At 56.1% G+C, this 15,230-nt stretch carries 12 protein-coding genes and 1 riboswitch; of the genes, 4 read left to right on the top strand and 8 right to left on the bottom strand.

Annotated features, from left to right (window positions below):
* Positions 1-95: 95 nt before the first annotated feature.
* The 3 genes from leuS to holA are packed head-to-tail and all read left to right on the top strand — an operon-like array spanning position 96 to position 4,190.
* On the top strand, positions 96-2,675 hold the full coding sequence (gene leuS / locus ACXAE6_RS00670; RefSeq protein ID WP_475143156.1) for a leucine--tRNA ligase: 2,580 nt from the start codon (positions 96-98) through the stop codon (positions 2,673-2,675).
* The gene (locus tag ACXAE6_RS00665) at positions 2,665-3,168 is read left to right on the top strand and encodes an LPS-assembly lipoprotein LptE (protein ID WP_475143153.1); all 504 of its coding nucleotides are present in this window, start codon (positions 2,665-2,667) and stop codon (positions 3,166-3,168) included. The genes leuS and ACXAE6_RS00665 overlap by 11 nt, the downstream gene beginning before the upstream one ends.
* The gene (gene holA / locus ACXAE6_RS00660) at positions 3,168-4,190 is read left to right on the top strand and encodes a DNA polymerase III subunit delta (protein WP_475143149.1); all 1,023 of its coding nucleotides are present in this window, start codon (positions 3,168-3,170) and stop codon (positions 4,188-4,190) included. The genes ACXAE6_RS00665 and holA overlap by 1 nt, the downstream gene beginning before the upstream one ends.
* 24 nt (positions 4,191-4,214) lie before the next feature.
* On the opposite strand, the gene ACXAE6_RS00655 is transcribed toward holA, so the two are convergent.
* The 3 genes from ACXAE6_RS00655 to ACXAE6_RS00645 form a co-directional block, all read right to left on the bottom strand.
* Positions 4,215-6,032, bottom strand: a complete 1,818-nt coding sequence (locus ACXAE6_RS00655; RefSeq protein WP_475143146.1) for a TonB-dependent receptor domain-containing protein — start codon at positions 6,030-6,032, stop codon at positions 4,215-4,217.
* A gap of 102 nt (positions 6,033-6,134) precedes the next feature.
* Positions 6,135-6,312, bottom strand: a riboswitch (cobalamin riboswitch).
* Positions 6,313-6,403: 91 nt separating this feature from the next.
* Positions 6,404-6,877, bottom strand: coding sequence for a Dps family protein (locus ACXAE6_RS00650; protein WP_475143143.1), 474 nt, complete (start codon positions 6,875-6,877; stop codon positions 6,404-6,406).
* Positions 6,878-7,009: 132 nt separating this feature from the next.
* Complete coding sequence (locus ACXAE6_RS00645; RefSeq protein WP_475143139.1) at positions 7,010-7,879, bottom strand: LysR family transcriptional regulator ArgP; 870 nt, start codon at positions 7,877-7,879, stop codon at positions 7,010-7,012.
* Between the two features lie 96 nt (positions 7,880-7,975).
* On the opposite strand from ACXAE6_RS00645, the gene ACXAE6_RS00640 reads away from it, so the two are divergent.
* Entirely contained in the window at positions 7,976-8,575 is a 600-nt protein-coding gene (locus ACXAE6_RS00640) for a LysE/ArgO family amino acid transporter (RefSeq protein ID WP_475143136.1), read from the top strand.
* 14 nt (positions 8,576-8,589) lie between these two features.
* On the opposite strand, the gene ACXAE6_RS00635 is transcribed toward ACXAE6_RS00640, so the two are convergent.
* The 5 genes from ACXAE6_RS00635 to secF form a co-directional block, all read right to left on the bottom strand.
* Positions 8,590-8,850 carry a hypothetical protein gene (locus ACXAE6_RS00635; protein WP_475143133.1) on the bottom strand — a complete coding sequence of 87 codons (261 nt, stop codon included), beginning with the start codon at positions 8,848-8,850 and terminating at the stop codon, positions 8,590-8,592.
* A 235-nt stretch (positions 8,851-9,085) separates the two neighbouring features.
* Positions 9,086-11,818, bottom strand: a complete 2,733-nt coding sequence (gene acnA, locus ACXAE6_RS00630; protein WP_475143129.1) for an aconitate hydratase AcnA — start codon at positions 11,816-11,818, stop codon at positions 9,086-9,088.
* A gap of 98 nt (positions 11,819-11,916) precedes the next feature.
* On the bottom strand, positions 11,917-13,143 hold the full coding sequence (locus ACXAE6_RS00625; RefSeq protein WP_475143127.1) for a glycosyltransferase: 1,227 nt from the start codon (positions 13,141-13,143) through the stop codon (positions 11,917-11,919).
* A gap of 2 nt (positions 13,144-13,145) precedes the next feature.
* On the bottom strand, positions 13,146-14,159 hold the full coding sequence (locus ACXAE6_RS00620) for a tryptophan--tRNA ligase (RefSeq protein ID WP_475151680.1): 1,014 nt from the start codon (positions 14,157-14,159) through the stop codon (positions 13,146-13,148).
* A gap of 113 nt (positions 14,160-14,272) precedes the next feature.
* Entirely contained in the window at positions 14,273-15,223 is a 951-nt protein-coding gene (gene secF, locus ACXAE6_RS00615) for a protein translocase subunit SecF (protein WP_475143123.1), read from the bottom strand.
* Positions 15,224-15,230 lie beyond the last annotated feature (7 nt).

The following is a 15,230-nucleotide window of genomic DNA, read 5'->3' as shown; positions in this document are numbered from 1 at the left end:
GGTATCCTCAGCCGTCCGGGTGTGTGCCTGCCACCCGTTTCAGCTTTGACTCCAAACTGTGATCTTAAACTTTGACCTCGAACAACAGGAATCCGATGGACGCGAACTACTCCCCGGCCGCGATTGAACGCCAGGTGCAAACCACCTGGAATGAGCAACAGGTGTTCAAAGCCACCGTCGACATGAGCAAAGAGAAATTCTACTGCCTGTCGATGCTGCCTTACCCAAGCGGCAAGCTACACATGGGGCACGTTCGCAACTACACCATCGGCGATGTTATTAGCCGTTACCAGCGCATGCTGGGTAAAAACGTCCTGCAGCCGATGGGCTGGGACGCCTTCGGCATGCCGGCGGAAAACGCCGCTATTCAGAATGGTGTGGCGCCGGCCAAATGGACCTATGAAAACATCGACCACATGCGCGGCCAGCTCAAAGCCCTGGGCTTTGCCTACGACTGGAGCCGCGAAGTCACCACCTGCTCGCCGGAGTACTACAAGTGGGAACAGTGGTTCTTCACTCGCCTGGTCGAGAAAGGTCTGGCCTATAAGAAGACCTCGGCGGTGAACTGGTGTCCGGTGGACCAGACGGTATTGGCCAACGAACAGGTGCACGACGGTTGCTGCTGGCGCTGTGATACGCCGGTGGAACGCAAAGAAATGGACCAGTGGTTCGTCAAAACCACGGCCTACGCCGGTGAATTGCTGGAGCAACTCGACCAGCTCGAGGGCTGGCCGGAAGAAGTGAAGGCGATGCAGCGCAACTGGATCGGCCGCAGCCTGGGCGTGACCTTGCGTTTCAAATTGAAAGACAGCGACCAGTCGGTCGAAGTCTATACCACCCGTCCCGACACCTTGATGGGCGTGACCTATATGGCGCTGGCGGCCGACCATCCGTTGACCACGGCCGCCGCCAAAGACAATCCCAGCCTGCAGGCATTCGTTGAAGAATGCCGCCATATGACTACCAGCGAAGCCGATATGGCGACGATGGAGAAGAAAGGTCATGCCACTGGCTTGGTTGCCATTCATCCGATCACCGGCGAGGAAATCCCGGTCTGGTCAGCCAACTTTGTGTTGATGGATTACGGCAGTGGCGCGGTTATGTCTGTGCCTGGCCACGATCAGCGCGACTGGGAATTTGCTACCGCCTACGGTCTGCCGATCAAGCAGGTGGTCGCGCCGGCCGACGGCAGCGATGCTACTGTCGATCTGACAAAAGAAGCCTTTACCGAAAAAGGTGTGGTGGTGAACTCCGGTGAATTCGATGGTCTGACCAGTCAGGAAGCTTTCAAGAAAATCGCTGACTGGCTGGCCGCTCAAGGCCTGGGTGAAGTCACCACCAACTACCGTCTGCGCGACTGGGGCGTCAGCCGCCAGCGTTATTGGGGCGCGCCGGTGCCGATGGTTTATGTCGATGGCGAAGCCAAACCGGCCGATGAATTCCCGGTGGTATTGCCCGAAGACGTGGTGTTCGATGGCGCCAGTTCGCCGATCAAAAACAACCCGGAATTTGAAGACACCACCTTGGCTGGCCAACCGGCCAAACGCGAAACCGATACCTTCGATACCTTTATGGAATCGTCCTGGTATTTCGCGCGCTACACCACGCCGCATTACAACGACGGCATGATCGAACCGGAAGAGGCCAACTACTGGTTGCCGGTCGATCAATACATCGGCGGCATCGAACACGCCACCATGCATCTGATGTACGCGCGTTTTTATTACAAGGCGATGCGCGATGAAGGTCTGGTCAAATCCGATGAGCCGTTTACCAACTTGCTGTGTCAGGGCATGGTGCTGGCGGAAACCTGGTTCCGCACCGGCGATGAAGGTCGCGTCTGGGTAGCGCCGACCGATGTCGAAGCGCAGCGCGACGACAAAGGCAAGGTAATTGGCGGCCGTCAGATTTCTACTGGTCTGCCGGTGGAATACGCTGGCATGGCGAAGATGTCCAAATCGAAAAACAACGGCAAGGATCCGCAACAGGCGATTGAAGAATATGGCGCCGATACGCTGCGTCTGTTCTCCATGTTTGCTGCGCCGCCGGATCAAACTCTGGAGTGGACTGAATCAGGCGTGCAGGGCGCGCAGAAATTTTTGCAGCGCCTGTGGCGTGCTGTGCATCAGTTGGTTGAAGGCGGTGATATTGCCAAGCTGGATGTGGACGCACTCAGCGACGACCAGAAAACACTGCGTCGTAAAACTCACGAAACCATCGTAGGTGTCACTGCCGATTTTGGCGAGCGCAAAACCTTTAATACCGCCATCGCCAAGGTGATGGAATTGCTCAACGCAGTGAACAAGTTTGAAGCCAAAGACGCCCAGGATCGTGCCGTTGTCAGCGAAGCCCTGGAAACCGCTGTGCGCGTTTTGGCGCCGATCGTGCCACACATCACTCAGGTACTGTGGAACGAGCTGGGCCATGAAGGTTTGATCCTCGACGTCAGTTGGCCGCAAGCCGATGACAGTGCGCTGGTCAAAGACAGCCTGCTCTATGTGCTGCAGGTAAACGGTAAGGTGCGTGGTCGTGTTGAAGTACCGGCCGATGCCGACAAAGCCAGCGTCGAAGCCGCCGCCATGGCTGACGAAAATGTGCAGCGTTTTATCGGCGATGCCACGGTGCGCAAAGTGATTGTTGTGCCCAACAAGTTGGTGAACATCGTTGCGAATTAATGCGTTGATCAAACAGAGTATTCTGGTTGTGTTGCTGGCCGCAGTGCTTACGGGTTGCGGCTATCAGCTGAAAGGCCAGTTCCGTTTTGCCGAAGGCCTCAGCCCTTTGGTGTGGCAGGCCAGTGGTAATCAGGATGAGCTCTACCTGATTACCCGCGATACCTTCGCCATTTATGGCTTGGCGCTGTCGGAAGGACCGGCCGATACTCTGTTGCAGATTCATCGTGTTGAGGATACCAACGTTGAATTGAGCGAAGCCGAAGTGCTGACGCTTGAGGTCGAATGGAGCCTGGTGAATGCTCAGGGTGTGGCGGTGATTGATCATCGCCGCACTCGTTCGGAAACGCGCTTGAGCCTGAGCCCGGAAGTCGACGAAGACGAGGCGCGAGTCGAGCGCCAATCCTTCCTGCGTCAGCGTATTGCCTTGCGCTTGCTTGACCAGCTTGAAGCCATTTCCGACGCAGAACTGAACCGGGTGCCGGAGTCGCGCTGATGAAAATCACCGCCCAACAGCTGACTCAGCAATTGCAGCAGAACCTGCCAGCCATTATCTGGATCAGCGGTGATGAGCCCTTGCTGACGCTGGAAGCGGCCGATCAGGTGCGTATGGCGGCGCGCGCAGCCGGCGTCAATGAACGCCAGGTGTTTCATGCCGACACCAACTTTGATTGGAATTTATTGCAAGACGCCAATCAATCGATGTCGCTTTTTGGTGACCGTCAACTGTTGGAAGTTCGGCTCAGCGCCAAACTGAAAGATGATGGTCGCAAAGCTTTGGTGGCTTATGCCGCCAACGCCAATCCCGATAATGTTTTGTTGGTCCAGTCGGACCGTTTGGAAGCCACCCAAAGCAAAGCCAAGTGGTTTAATCAGGTAATCGACCAGGGTTGGTGGCTGCCGATCTGGCCGGTAGAGCGCCATCAATTACCCGCCTGGTTGCGTCAGCGACTGCAAGCTCAGGGGCTGACCATCGACGATGATGCGCTGGCATTATTGGCTGATAAAGTGGACGGCAACCTGCTCGCCGCCCGTCAGGAAATTGATAAATTATTACTGCTCAGCGATAACACCAGTATCGACCTCGATACCGTTATTCAGTCCGTCGCCGACAGCGCCCGTTTCGATATTTTCGATTTATCCGACGCCTTTTTAAATGGTGACTTGGCGCGCAGCCAGCGAGTGCTGAGAGGGCTGGCTGCCGAAGGTGTGGAAGCACCTATCGTGCTGTGGGTGTTATCACGCGAACTGCGTCATCTGGTGCAGTTGGCCGAAGCGCAACAGGCCGGCCAGCAACTGCAGGCGGTATTCAAGCGACTGCGTATATTCGACAAACGCCAAGGCCCGTACCAACAAGCCATTCGCCGTGCCGGCCTCGAGCACTGGCAACACTGCCTGGTGCGCTGTGGTGAAATCGACGCCACCATCAAAGGCCGCCGCGCCGGTGATCCATGGCATGCATTAAGTGTAGTAATCAGTGAAGTCGCGCAGCCGGGACGCGTGCCGGCTGCGCTGTGATAACCGATTAAAATCGGTGATTAATCAGAGGTGGTATTCGATACCGACTTTGAAGGTTCGGCCTGGGGTGTTGTAGTCGAAGTCGTCAGCGGTGCTACTGGTCGTGTGGTTCAGGGCGTAGTCGGTATCCAGCACATTGTCGATGCGACCGAATAGACGGCTTTTCCCCTGGCTGCCGAAGTTATACTGAGTTCCTAAACCCAGTAAAACGAAACCATCAAAGGTTTTGCCACCAGATTTTCGCTCACCTTCCAGTTGAAGATCGGCATTGGCTTGAGCAGCTCCGAAATGGCGTGCCAATGAAGCATCTCCGCTCCAGCTGGCAATGTTCTCCAACTGATCATCATCCCCGTCTCGAGCATTAATATAGCCGGCACTAACGTTCATATCGAAACTATTGAAAGTGAGCGACCATTCCGCCTCTATGCCCTGTACTGTCGCTTCGGCAACGTTGATGGCTTTGTAATCTTGGCTTGGATCGAGTTGAATCAAGTCATCGTAATTGGTTTGGTAGAGACTGATACGCCAGTAGCTCGCATCGGTGATTTCTCGTAAGGCCAACTCGACCGTCCTGGACTGTTCCGGATCCAGATCTGGTGAGGGTGCAAAGGTGTTGTATAAGTCGGCAAAGGTGGGGGCGCGGAATGCCGTACCGGCACTGACGATGGCGTCTATGTCATTAACGACGTTCGCTAGCAGTGCAATATTACCGCTAGGCTTGGTTCCATAGGCGCTGCTCTCATCGACTCGGGCTGATGTTTCTATTGCAAAATCGCCTGTGCTGAAGCGCGTATGGCCGAACAAGCCAAAGTTATTTCGTTCGGTTTCGTCATAATCGCTTGAGCTGTCAATACTATCGAATAACCCATCGGTGCCGAAGCTAGCGCTCAGTGAGGGATTGAATGTTTTTGCAGCCAGAATGCTGTAGGACAAACGTTCCGTCGTGTTTTCAGAACTGTAGCCCTTGTTGAACTGATCATCCCAGTGTCTTCCTAGCTGAGTTTTAAACTGCCAATTGTCGGCCGCTTGGTAGTTCAGGTTGATACTCGAGGTCATCAGGGTAGTTTCACTTTCAAACTGATTATCACAGTTGCTGCTACAGCCACTAGCATCGAATTGAACGACACCAAATGATTGGCTGTGTGCTAACCCTAAACTTAGGTTTTCAGTAAGGTCAGTCTCAATTCCAATATTGGCTGACCATTGCTCGAAGCCGTCCTTGTCTTCATTGCCATTGCTGTTGAGTGTGGTGCTGTCAAAGCCATCCGTTGTCAGGTAACTGAAGCCACCGGTAGCGCTGGTGTTCCCCGCTATGGCGGTAAAACCTGTGCTGAAGCGCTGCTGATTAAAGCTGCCGTATTCAGCGGCTACGAATAAATCCTCTTCTTCTTGCGTTGGTGCTTTAGTGAATATTTGTATGACACCACCAATGCCATCAGCACCATAGAGACTGGAAACCGGACCTCTAACAATTTCGATTCTTTCAATATTATTCACCGGAATTGCCGAAAGTGTTACGCCCCCGAGGGTTGCGCTGCCGACCCGAACGCCATCGATCAGTACGATCATTTGTTTGGTGCTGGCACCTCGGATTTTCAGTGAATCAGCAGAACCTAAACTGCCTGTAGGTGTTTGGGAAATACCGACGACACGAGACAATATTTCAGTCAATCTGCTATCACCAAAGCGTTGAATATCTTCCTCAGTCAACACCGTAACCGCCGCCAATGTATTGGTAATCGGCTGCTCATACCGACTGGCAGTCACCACCACCGTATTATCTTCAGCCAAAGCTAGAATGGGCAGGGAAATTAATCCTAATGCCAGAAGTGAATGTTTCATGGAATGTTCCTTTCGTTATTCATGATTGAATAAACGAAGGCGCAAAGAAGCGCAGCGCATAATTGATGCACGCTGGTAGCCACCTTGTTGCCCTCCGCAACAACAGGTTGAAGCTCGTCGGCCGGTCTCCGGGCTTGAGGTGTGATAAGCAGGCTTATCGGGCTTGGCGCCTTCCCACGAATAAATCGCAGTGGCTGGTTGCGTCGCGCACCTCTTACCGTTGCGGGGGCAGCATCAGCTTTGCACTGATTTCCCGTTCACCGACGGCTTTCTGTCGAGCGCGATGTTAGCGATGGGGGTGGTCTAAAACAAGCGGCCGATGCGGGTGCATCGGCCGTGAAAGGTTATTTCAAAGGGGAACTGAAGCGTCGTTATTCACCCATGTAAGAGCGATACATCCAGACGGTTTTTTCCTGTTCGCGAATATAGTCGCTCATCAATGCAGCGGTGCCTTCGTCGGCGGCATCGGAAGCGACGGCGAGCAAGGTACGTTGTTTGCCGATCAGTGACTGGAAAGATTCCAGGATGTGACCAATGGCAACGCGACCGTCACGAATTTTAGTGTGCTCTTCAATGGATGCCTGTTTGATGTAGTCGCTGTAGCTGTGCAGCGGTTCGTGACCCAGAGTCTGAATACGCTCAGCCACTTCATCGATTTTGGTCAACAGGTCGGTATAAAGCTCTTCGAATTTGACGTGCAGTTCGAAGAAGTTGTCGCCCTTTATGTTCCAGTGATAACCACGGGCGTTCATGTAGAAGACCTGATAGTTAGACAACAACTCATTCAGGCCTTTGGCCAGTTTTTCGGCGCTGGTGGTGCTTAAGCCAATAGCATTGGTACTCATGGTTTGCCTCCTATTCAGGCTTCAATTTAATTGCTGCCTAGTGTCTTACACCTATCAGATAAGGGCGAATGAATTGCTTTAAAGGTGGCGATAGTTTTTATGATTGAAAATGAATCTTTTCAATAATAATTGTCAATTGATGATCGGTCGCAAGACTTGTCCTGCGTACTGTGTTACTGCCCCGCGCAGCTCGCCCAGGGCGTCGCTTTCGGTCTGCCAGTAGTGCCAGTACAGCGGCACATCGAGATGATAGCCGGGGCGGATGTCGACCAGGTGACCCAGCTCAAGAGCATCGGTCACTTGCAGTTCCGGCATCATGCCAAACCCAAGACCGGCCTGGGCCATGCGTACAAAGCCTTCGGAGGTTGGACAGCGGTGCACCCGGCCCGGTCCGGCCAGGCCCTGATCGGCGAGAAAACGGTGCTGTAGTCGGTCGTCGTGATTGAAGATCAGACAGGGTGCCTGGCTCAGGGCGTTGTCGTCGCTTAAGCCGTAGCGTTGCATAAAGTCGGGACTGGCCAGGGCGCGGTAACGCAGCACACCCAAAGGCTGAACGCGGCCGCCGTTAACGCTTTGGCTCTGCGCACAGATGCAGGCCATGACTTCACCATCACGCATCCGCTTCAAACCAATGTCCTGATCCTCAACGATCAAGTCGAAATTGAACCGCTGGCTGGATTCGGCCATACCCAGTGCTGCCGGCAGCCAGGTTGCCATGGAGTCGGCATTGGCAGTCAGGCGGATGCTCAGCGGCTGGTCGGCCTGGGTTAGATCGTGTTCCAGCAGACGAACCTGTTGCAGGTGGTTGTTCAGCCGTCGGCCCAGGTCGGTGGCCACCGGTGGCTGGGTGCGGATCAGCACGGGCTGACCTTGCAGGTTTTCCAGTTGCCGGATGCGTTGACTAACGGCGGACTGAGTCAGATGCAGCTGTTCGGCGGCGCGTTCGAAGCCGCCGGTTTCAATCACGGCGGACAAGGCTTCCAGCAAACGGTAGTCGATCATTAGAAACTCTAATTAAGCATTAAGATTATTCGTTGGATTAATGATAGTCGCAGCGCTTAGGCTGCGCCCAGTCATTCTTTCGCTGAGAGTTGTTTTATGTTGTCGTCGCTAATGACGGGCTTTGCGGTATCCCTGGGTTTGATCGTGGCTATTGGTGCGCAGAACGCCTGGGTGTTGAGCCGCAGCCTGCGCGGTGAGCATCGGCTGGTACTGGCTTTGGTCTGTGCCGGTGTCGACGCGGTGCTGATTGTTACCGGGGTGTTTGGTCTGGACAGCGTGCAGCGTCTGGTACCGGCGCTGGTGCCGGTGTTGACCTGGTTGGGCGTGGGGCTGTTGCTCTATTTGGCGGCGCAGTCACTGTTGCGCGCCTGGCAGGGAAATTCGGGTTTGTTGGCGGGGCCTGCGGTCAGCACCACGGGCGCCTGGACGCTGGCAGGTCAGGCACTGGCGATCTCGCTGCTGAATCCTCATGTCTATCTGGATACGGTGGTGTTGATCGGCAGTGTAGGTACCCAGCAGCCGGCACCTGGCTGGTATGCCTTGGGTGCCGCTCTGGCGTCGTTGTTCTGGTTCAGCGCTCTGGCTGGTCTGGGGCGCTATTTGCAGCAGTGGCTGCGTTCGCCCTGGCACTGGCGTTGTTTCGATGCGGCGATTGGCCTGGTGATGGTGGCCGTGGCGGTATCACTGTTGGTTTAGCAACAGCATCGTCCTCAAGCTAGACCCCGACGCTTTGACCGGCCGATGGCGTAGTGCAGGCCCGACCCTTGGCGATGTTTGTCGTAGAGACTGGCTATGGTTTCATCCAGCAATTTCAAATACTTGCCGTCAATGGGATGAATTTCCATACCGCGTTTCGCGCATTCAGACGCAGCATGGGCGTGCTTGATGACCATAAAAGGCGTGTGGTCGTGCTCACGCAGATGAATGGCCAGTTGGTGCTTTTCGTGTTCTGTAAGACCGTCGATAAACATCCCGGTTACCCGACTCAAATAAAAGAATGCAGCCTACAAGGGCCAACCTGATCGACCAAGTTTTGTGACTCAGTCGTCTTGGAAAGTGTGATTTATATCGCCTTAAAGTACAAGTCGCGTCAATAAATTGTCGTTTCGGGTAATGGTAACGTCAGTTTGGGGCAGGATGTCAAACTATTGGATGGGCATAAGCTGGGGTGTTAACGGCCCCGGGAAGGATCCCGGGGCGCGTCTTTTATTGCGCTGCAAGTTCCCGCAAAACGTAGTGCAGGATGCCGCCATGGCGGTAGTAGTCCCACTCCACAGCGGTGTCGATACGCACCTGAACGGTAAAGCGGGTTTGTTGGCCTTCGTCACTGGTGGCGGTGACCTCCAGTGTTTCCGGCTCACCTTCGATCGGTTGGATATCGAAGCTTTCCGCACCGCTCAGGTCCAGGCTTTCGTGGGTGTCGCCGGGCTGGAACTGCAATGGCAACACGCCAAAGCCGACCAGGTTAGAGCGGTGAATGCGCTCGAAGCTCTCGGCGATCACCGCTTTCACGCCCAGCAGATTGGTGCCTTTGGCGGCCCAGTCACGTGATGAACCGGTGCCGTATTCCTTGCCGGCCAGCACTACCAGCGGCACGCCATCTTTCTGGTACTGCATGGAGGCGTCGAAGATGCTGGTCTGCTCACCGCTTGGAAAGTGGGTGGTGAAACCGCCCTCAGTGCCCGGCGCCAGCTGGTTGCGCAGCCGCACGTTGGCGAAAGTGCCGCGCACCATCACTTCGTGGTTGCCGCGGCGTGAGCCATAGCTGTTGAAGTCTTTGGGCTCGACACCGTTTTCCTGAAGGTATTTGCCCGCCGGGCTGTCCGGTTTGATCGCACCCGCCGGGGAGATGTGGTCGGTGGTGATCGAATCGCCCACTTTAACCAGGCAGCGTGCGCCGGTGACCGGGGCAGGAGCTTTGGGCTCCATGGTCATGCCTTCGAAGTAGGTCGGCTGCTTGACGTAGGTTGAGTCCGGCCAGGAATAGATTTCGTCTTCCGGCACCGGCAGGTTGCGCCAGGCTTCGGTGCCGGCGAAAACGTCCTGGTATTTTTCCTGATACAGACCGGACGAGACGGCACTGTTCACGCAGTCGGCAATCTCATGCTGGCTCGGCCAGATGTCTTTCAGATAAACCGGTTTGCCGTCGCTGCCTGTGCCCAGCGGTTCGGTGTTCAGATCGATGGCCATGGAACCGGCCAGCGCGTAAGCGACCACCAGCGGTGGCGAGGCCAGATAGTTGGTCGGCACATCCTGGTGAATGCGGCCTTCGAAGTTACGGTTACCCGAGAGTACCGACGATACCTTGAGGTTGCCCGAGCGAATTGCCTCGGAAATGGCCGAATCCAGCGGGCCGGAGTTACCGATGCAGGTGGTGCAGCCAAAGCCGACGATGTTAAAGCCCAGCTCTTGCAGCGGCGCCAGCACGCCGGCCTTTTCCAGATAGGCCGGAACCACTTGCGAGCCCGGCGCCAGCGAGGTTTTCACCCAGGGCTGCGACATCAAACCCTTCTCGCGCGCCTTCTTGGCGACCAGACCAGCGGCCATCAGCACCGCCGGGTTGGAGGTGTTGGTGCAACTGGTGATGGCGGCGATTACCACTGCGCCGTGTTTGAGCAGATGGCGGCTGCCATCCATTTCGTACTCTACCGCGCCTTTGTCCTGCAGCTTGGCGCTGTCGACCGCCGTCTGGCCGCCTTCGCTGAGGAAGCGGCCATCGGCCTGATCGGAAGCGATGGTGTTTTCGTTTTCTTCGAGCAGTTTGAGGAACTCGGCTTTGGCGTTGCTCAATGGCACGCGGTCTTGCGGACGTTTTGGGCCCGCCAGGCTGGGCTCAACAGTCGAGAGGTCGAGTTCCAGCGTATCGCTGTAGTCGGCCTCGCGGGCGCCGGTTTCGCGCCACATGCCTTGTTGCTGAGCGTAGGCTTTAACCAGATCGCGGTTTTGCTGGCTGCGACCAGAGAGTTCCATATAGCGCAGGGTTTCGTCGTCGATTGGGAAGATGCCGCAGGTCGCGCCATATTCCGGCGCCATATTGGCGATGGTGGCGCGGTCGGCCAAGGGCAGGTTGTCGAGGCCGTCGCCGTAGAATTCGACGAACTTACCGACCACCCCTTTCTTGCGCAGCATCTGAGTAACGGTCAGCACCAGATCGGTGGCTGTCGCACCTTCAGGCAGCTTGCCGTTGAATTTAAAGCCGACCACTTCGGGAATCAGCATGGTGATCGGCTGGCCGAGCATGGCGGCTTCGGCTTCGATGCCACCGACTCCCCAGCCCAGTACGCCCAGACCGTTGATCATGGTAGTGTGCGAATCGGTACCGACCAGCGTATCGGGCAGCGCCCAGGTTTCGCCGTCTTTGTCTTCGGTCATCACCACTTCGGCGAGGTATTCCAGGTTCACCTGGTGCACGATGCCGGTGCCCGGTGGCACCACGCGGAAGTTGTCCAGCGCCTGTTGGCCCCAGCGCAGAAATTGATAGCGTTCGTTGTTGCGTTCGAATTCTTTGTCGGTGTTTTTCTTCAGCGATTCCATGTCGCCGTAGTAGTCGACCATGACCGAGTGGTCGATCACCAGGTCCACCTGGGAGCGCGGGTTAATGCGCGATGGGTCGGAACCAAGTTTGCTCATGGCATCGCGCATGGCGGCCAGATCGACCACGGCCGGCACGCCGGTGAAATCCTGCAACACCACACGCGCCGGCGAAAAACCGACCTGATGGCTGGGTTCGGCTTTGGCGTCCCAGTTGCACACCGCTTTAATATCCTCGGCGCTGACGTTTTTGCCGTCTTCTTTGCGCAGCAGGTTTTCCAGCAGGATTTTCAGTGAGAAGGGCAGGCGGTCGAGGTCGGTGTTATCGGCCAGTGCCTGCAGGTTGTAGTAGCGGTAGGTCTTGTCACCTACTGCCAGGCTGTCGAGGGCGTTGAAGCTGTTGCTCATCGAAAATCCTCCGTCGTTGGTCCGCATCCCCTACAAGATGGGAGCTGCGCGATCAGTTGTCCACTGCCGGACCGATGAGTCTTCGCTATGAGCGCGGTTTAATGACTTCCTCTGTTCTTGGCTTCAATCCAACGGCTCATAAACTCTTCGGCCCGGTGCTCGGTGCGCCGCAGGATGCGGCCCCAGATCTGACGGTTGCGATGCTGCGCCAGATCCAGCGCCACACTGTGCAGGCGACGAACAAAGCCTGGAACATAATCTTGATGCCAAAAGCCGCTTTTCAACGCTTGCACACCGGATCGCTGCGTTTGCTGCCAGGCAACAGCGTTCGAATAAAGCTCGACGATGTTGTTCGCCAACTGTTGCGGATCGTCGCTGAGGGTATAGCCCCAGTTGTCCAAAGGCGCCATGGCTTCGGCGCCGATTGGCGTGGTGACAGTCGGGGTGCCGCTCAACCAGCCATCGAGAATCTTGCCTTTCTGGCCGGCACCAAAGCGCAAAGGCGCCAGGTTAAGCCGATATTGTTTCAGCGTTGCCAGCACATCGTCAGCGCGGCCTTTCAGATAAAAGCCAGCCTTGGGTTGATGTTGCTGTTGGATGGCGTGATCGGCATAGGCGCCGTAGATGTGGCATTCCAGGGTTGGTAACTGCTGACGCACTAAAGGCCAGACCGCAGTGCGGAACCAGGCGACGGCATCGCGATTGGGCGCGTGTTTGAAACCACCGATGATCATCAGATTTTGGCGTTCATCGAAACCGGGCAGGGCGTCCAGATCGGGCAATTGGTCGACCAGAAAAGGCAGATACAGCAGTTGCTCGGCCGGGAACTGAAACTGCGTTTTCAGCAGTTCGATTTCGAATTGAGAAATCATCAGCGTCAGATCGCAGCGCGCCATAGCCGCCAATTCGCGCTCGGCGGTGGCGTTAAAGAGGTTCAGCGGCTGGCCGGAAGTGAGTGCTTGCTGACGCGCTTCGCGCAGGCTGTGGAAGTCGCTGGTGTCGAGCAGCGTCATGGCGCCCGGGCATTGCTGATGCACGCGCCAGCCGAACTGTTCTTCCATCACGAAGCGGTCGTACACCACCAGCGCCGGCTTAAGCTGCGCAATCCAGTCATCGAAACCCGAGTCGTTTACAGCGATGGCGTGTTGGCGGTGGCCGGTAGCGGCCTGGAACGGAGAAGCCTCCGCCGGACTGGCGATCTCGACTGTGTAACCGGCACTTTCCAAGGCGCCAATCAGGTCGAGCGTGCGTCGCCCGGCAGCGGTCGAATTTGGCTCCGGCCAGTGCCGGGCGAGCAACAGTGCCAGGCCGGCCGAAGTGGTCATGTTCAGCCGGCGATCGGGCCGATGCCGACCTTGCGACGCACATCGGCCATCAACGGAACCGACAGGTCACGCGCTTTTTCGGCGCCGCGTTTTAAGATGGCGTCGAGCTGAGCCGGATCGTCCATCAAGGTCAGATAATGTTCGCGCTTGTCTTTAAGTTCCTCGTTGAGGAATTCAAACAACTGCTGCTTCATTTCACCCCAGGCGATGCCGTTGGCGTATTGCTGACGCATGTCGGCAATCTGCTCGGGGCTGGCAAAGGCCGAATAAATATCGAACAGGGCCGAGTCGTCCGGGTCTTTGGGTTCGCCTGGTTCCAGTAAGTTGGTCTTGATCTTATTGATCAATTTGCGGAATTTTTTCTCGCCTTCGAACAACGGAATGGTGTTGTTGTAACTCTTCGACATCTTGCGACCGTCGAGACCGGGCAGAATCATGCCTGACTCTTCAATCACCGCCTCGGGCAATTTAAAGGTATCGCCATAGATGTGGTTAAAACGACCGGCGATGTCGCGCGCCATTTCGATGTGCTGAGTCTGGTCTTTACCGACCGGAATTTTTTCGCCATTGAACATCAGGATGTCGGCGGCCATCAGCACCGGATAACTGAACAGACCCATGGTGATGCCACGATCCGGGTCGGCGTTGTTGTCGTCGAGGTTGTCCTGCACTGCGGCTTTATAAGCGTGGGCGCGGTTCATCAGACCCTTGGCGGTGACCGTGGTCAGCACCCAGGTCAGCTCGGTGATTTCCGGAATGTCGGTCTGGCGATAGAAGGTGACGCGTTCCGGGTCCAGACCACAAGCCAACCAGGTTGCTGCGATGGCGCGTACCGATTCCTGAACGCGTTCCGGTTCCTGACATTTGATCAAAGCGTGATAGTCGGCCAGAAAAAAGAAAGATTCGGTGTCCGGGTTTTGGCTGGTGGCGATGGCGGGACGAATGGCGCCGGCGTAGTTACCCAGGTGAGGAATGCCGGTCGTGGTGATGCCGGTCAGGACGCGCGTCATGCTGATAGTTCTCGATTGGCTGTAAACAGGAAGGGCGAACCTTAGCGGAAAGGGCCGCTAAAATCGAGAGCCCCGGCGCAGTGGCCGGGGCTCGAAAGGTGTTGCTTAACACTGCCGGATCAGGACTTTTCTTCGTCCGGATCGGTCAGCCAGGACGGCACTTCTTCCTCGTCCATCTTCTCTTTTTCCGGCGGCATCAAGTCTTCTTTGGTGAGCTGCATGCTCAACAAAATGTTGGACGCCACATAGATTGACGAATAGGTGCCGATGACGATGCCGACGATCAAGGCTTCGGCAAAACCGCGAATCAATTCACCGCCAAACAGACCCAGGGCAACCAATACCAGCAAGGTGGTCAGAGAGGTGATGATGGTACGGTCCAGCGTTTGCGTTAGCGAAAGGTTGACCAGATAAGTTGGGTCGTCACGGCGTACGGTACGGAAGCTTTCACGCACCCGGTCGAATACCACGATGGTGTCGTTCAGCGAATAACCGATCACCGCCAGTATCGCGGCCAGTACAGTGAGGTCGAACGCAAACTGCGTGACGGAGAAAAACCCCAGCACGATAGTGACGTCGTGAATCAAGGCCACCACCGCGCCAACGGCAAACTTAAACTGGAAGCGCAGCGCGATGTAGACCATCACCAGGCCGAGCGCGACGATCATGCCGATGCCGCCTTTCTCACGCAGCTCTTCACCCACCTGCGGGCCGACGTATTCGTTACGACGTAGCTCAACGTCAGCGCGTTCTTGCGACAACAACGCCAATACCTCGTTACCCAGGTTGGGGTTGTTGTCTTCCTGCATGCGGATCAGTACGTCGGTGTTGTTGCCGAAATACTGCACGACGACATCGCGATAACCGGCTTCGGTCAAGACGCTGCGTACCTGCTCGACATCAGCAGGCTGCTCGTAGCCGACTTCAATCTGGGCACCACCGGTAAAATCGAGGCCGTAGTTCAGGCCACGCACCGCCAACGACACCACGGCAATGATCAGCAGGGTGATGGAAAAAGCCGTCGCCCAATGGCGACGACCCATAAAGTTAAAGACTTTGGGTTCACTCATGTTGGCG

The sequence above is a fragment of the Saccharospirillum sp. ABV4_185 genome (assembly GCF_056159245.1).
Note: the sequence above shows the minus strand (reverse complement) of the source record. Positions and strands in the feature narration are given on the sequence as shown.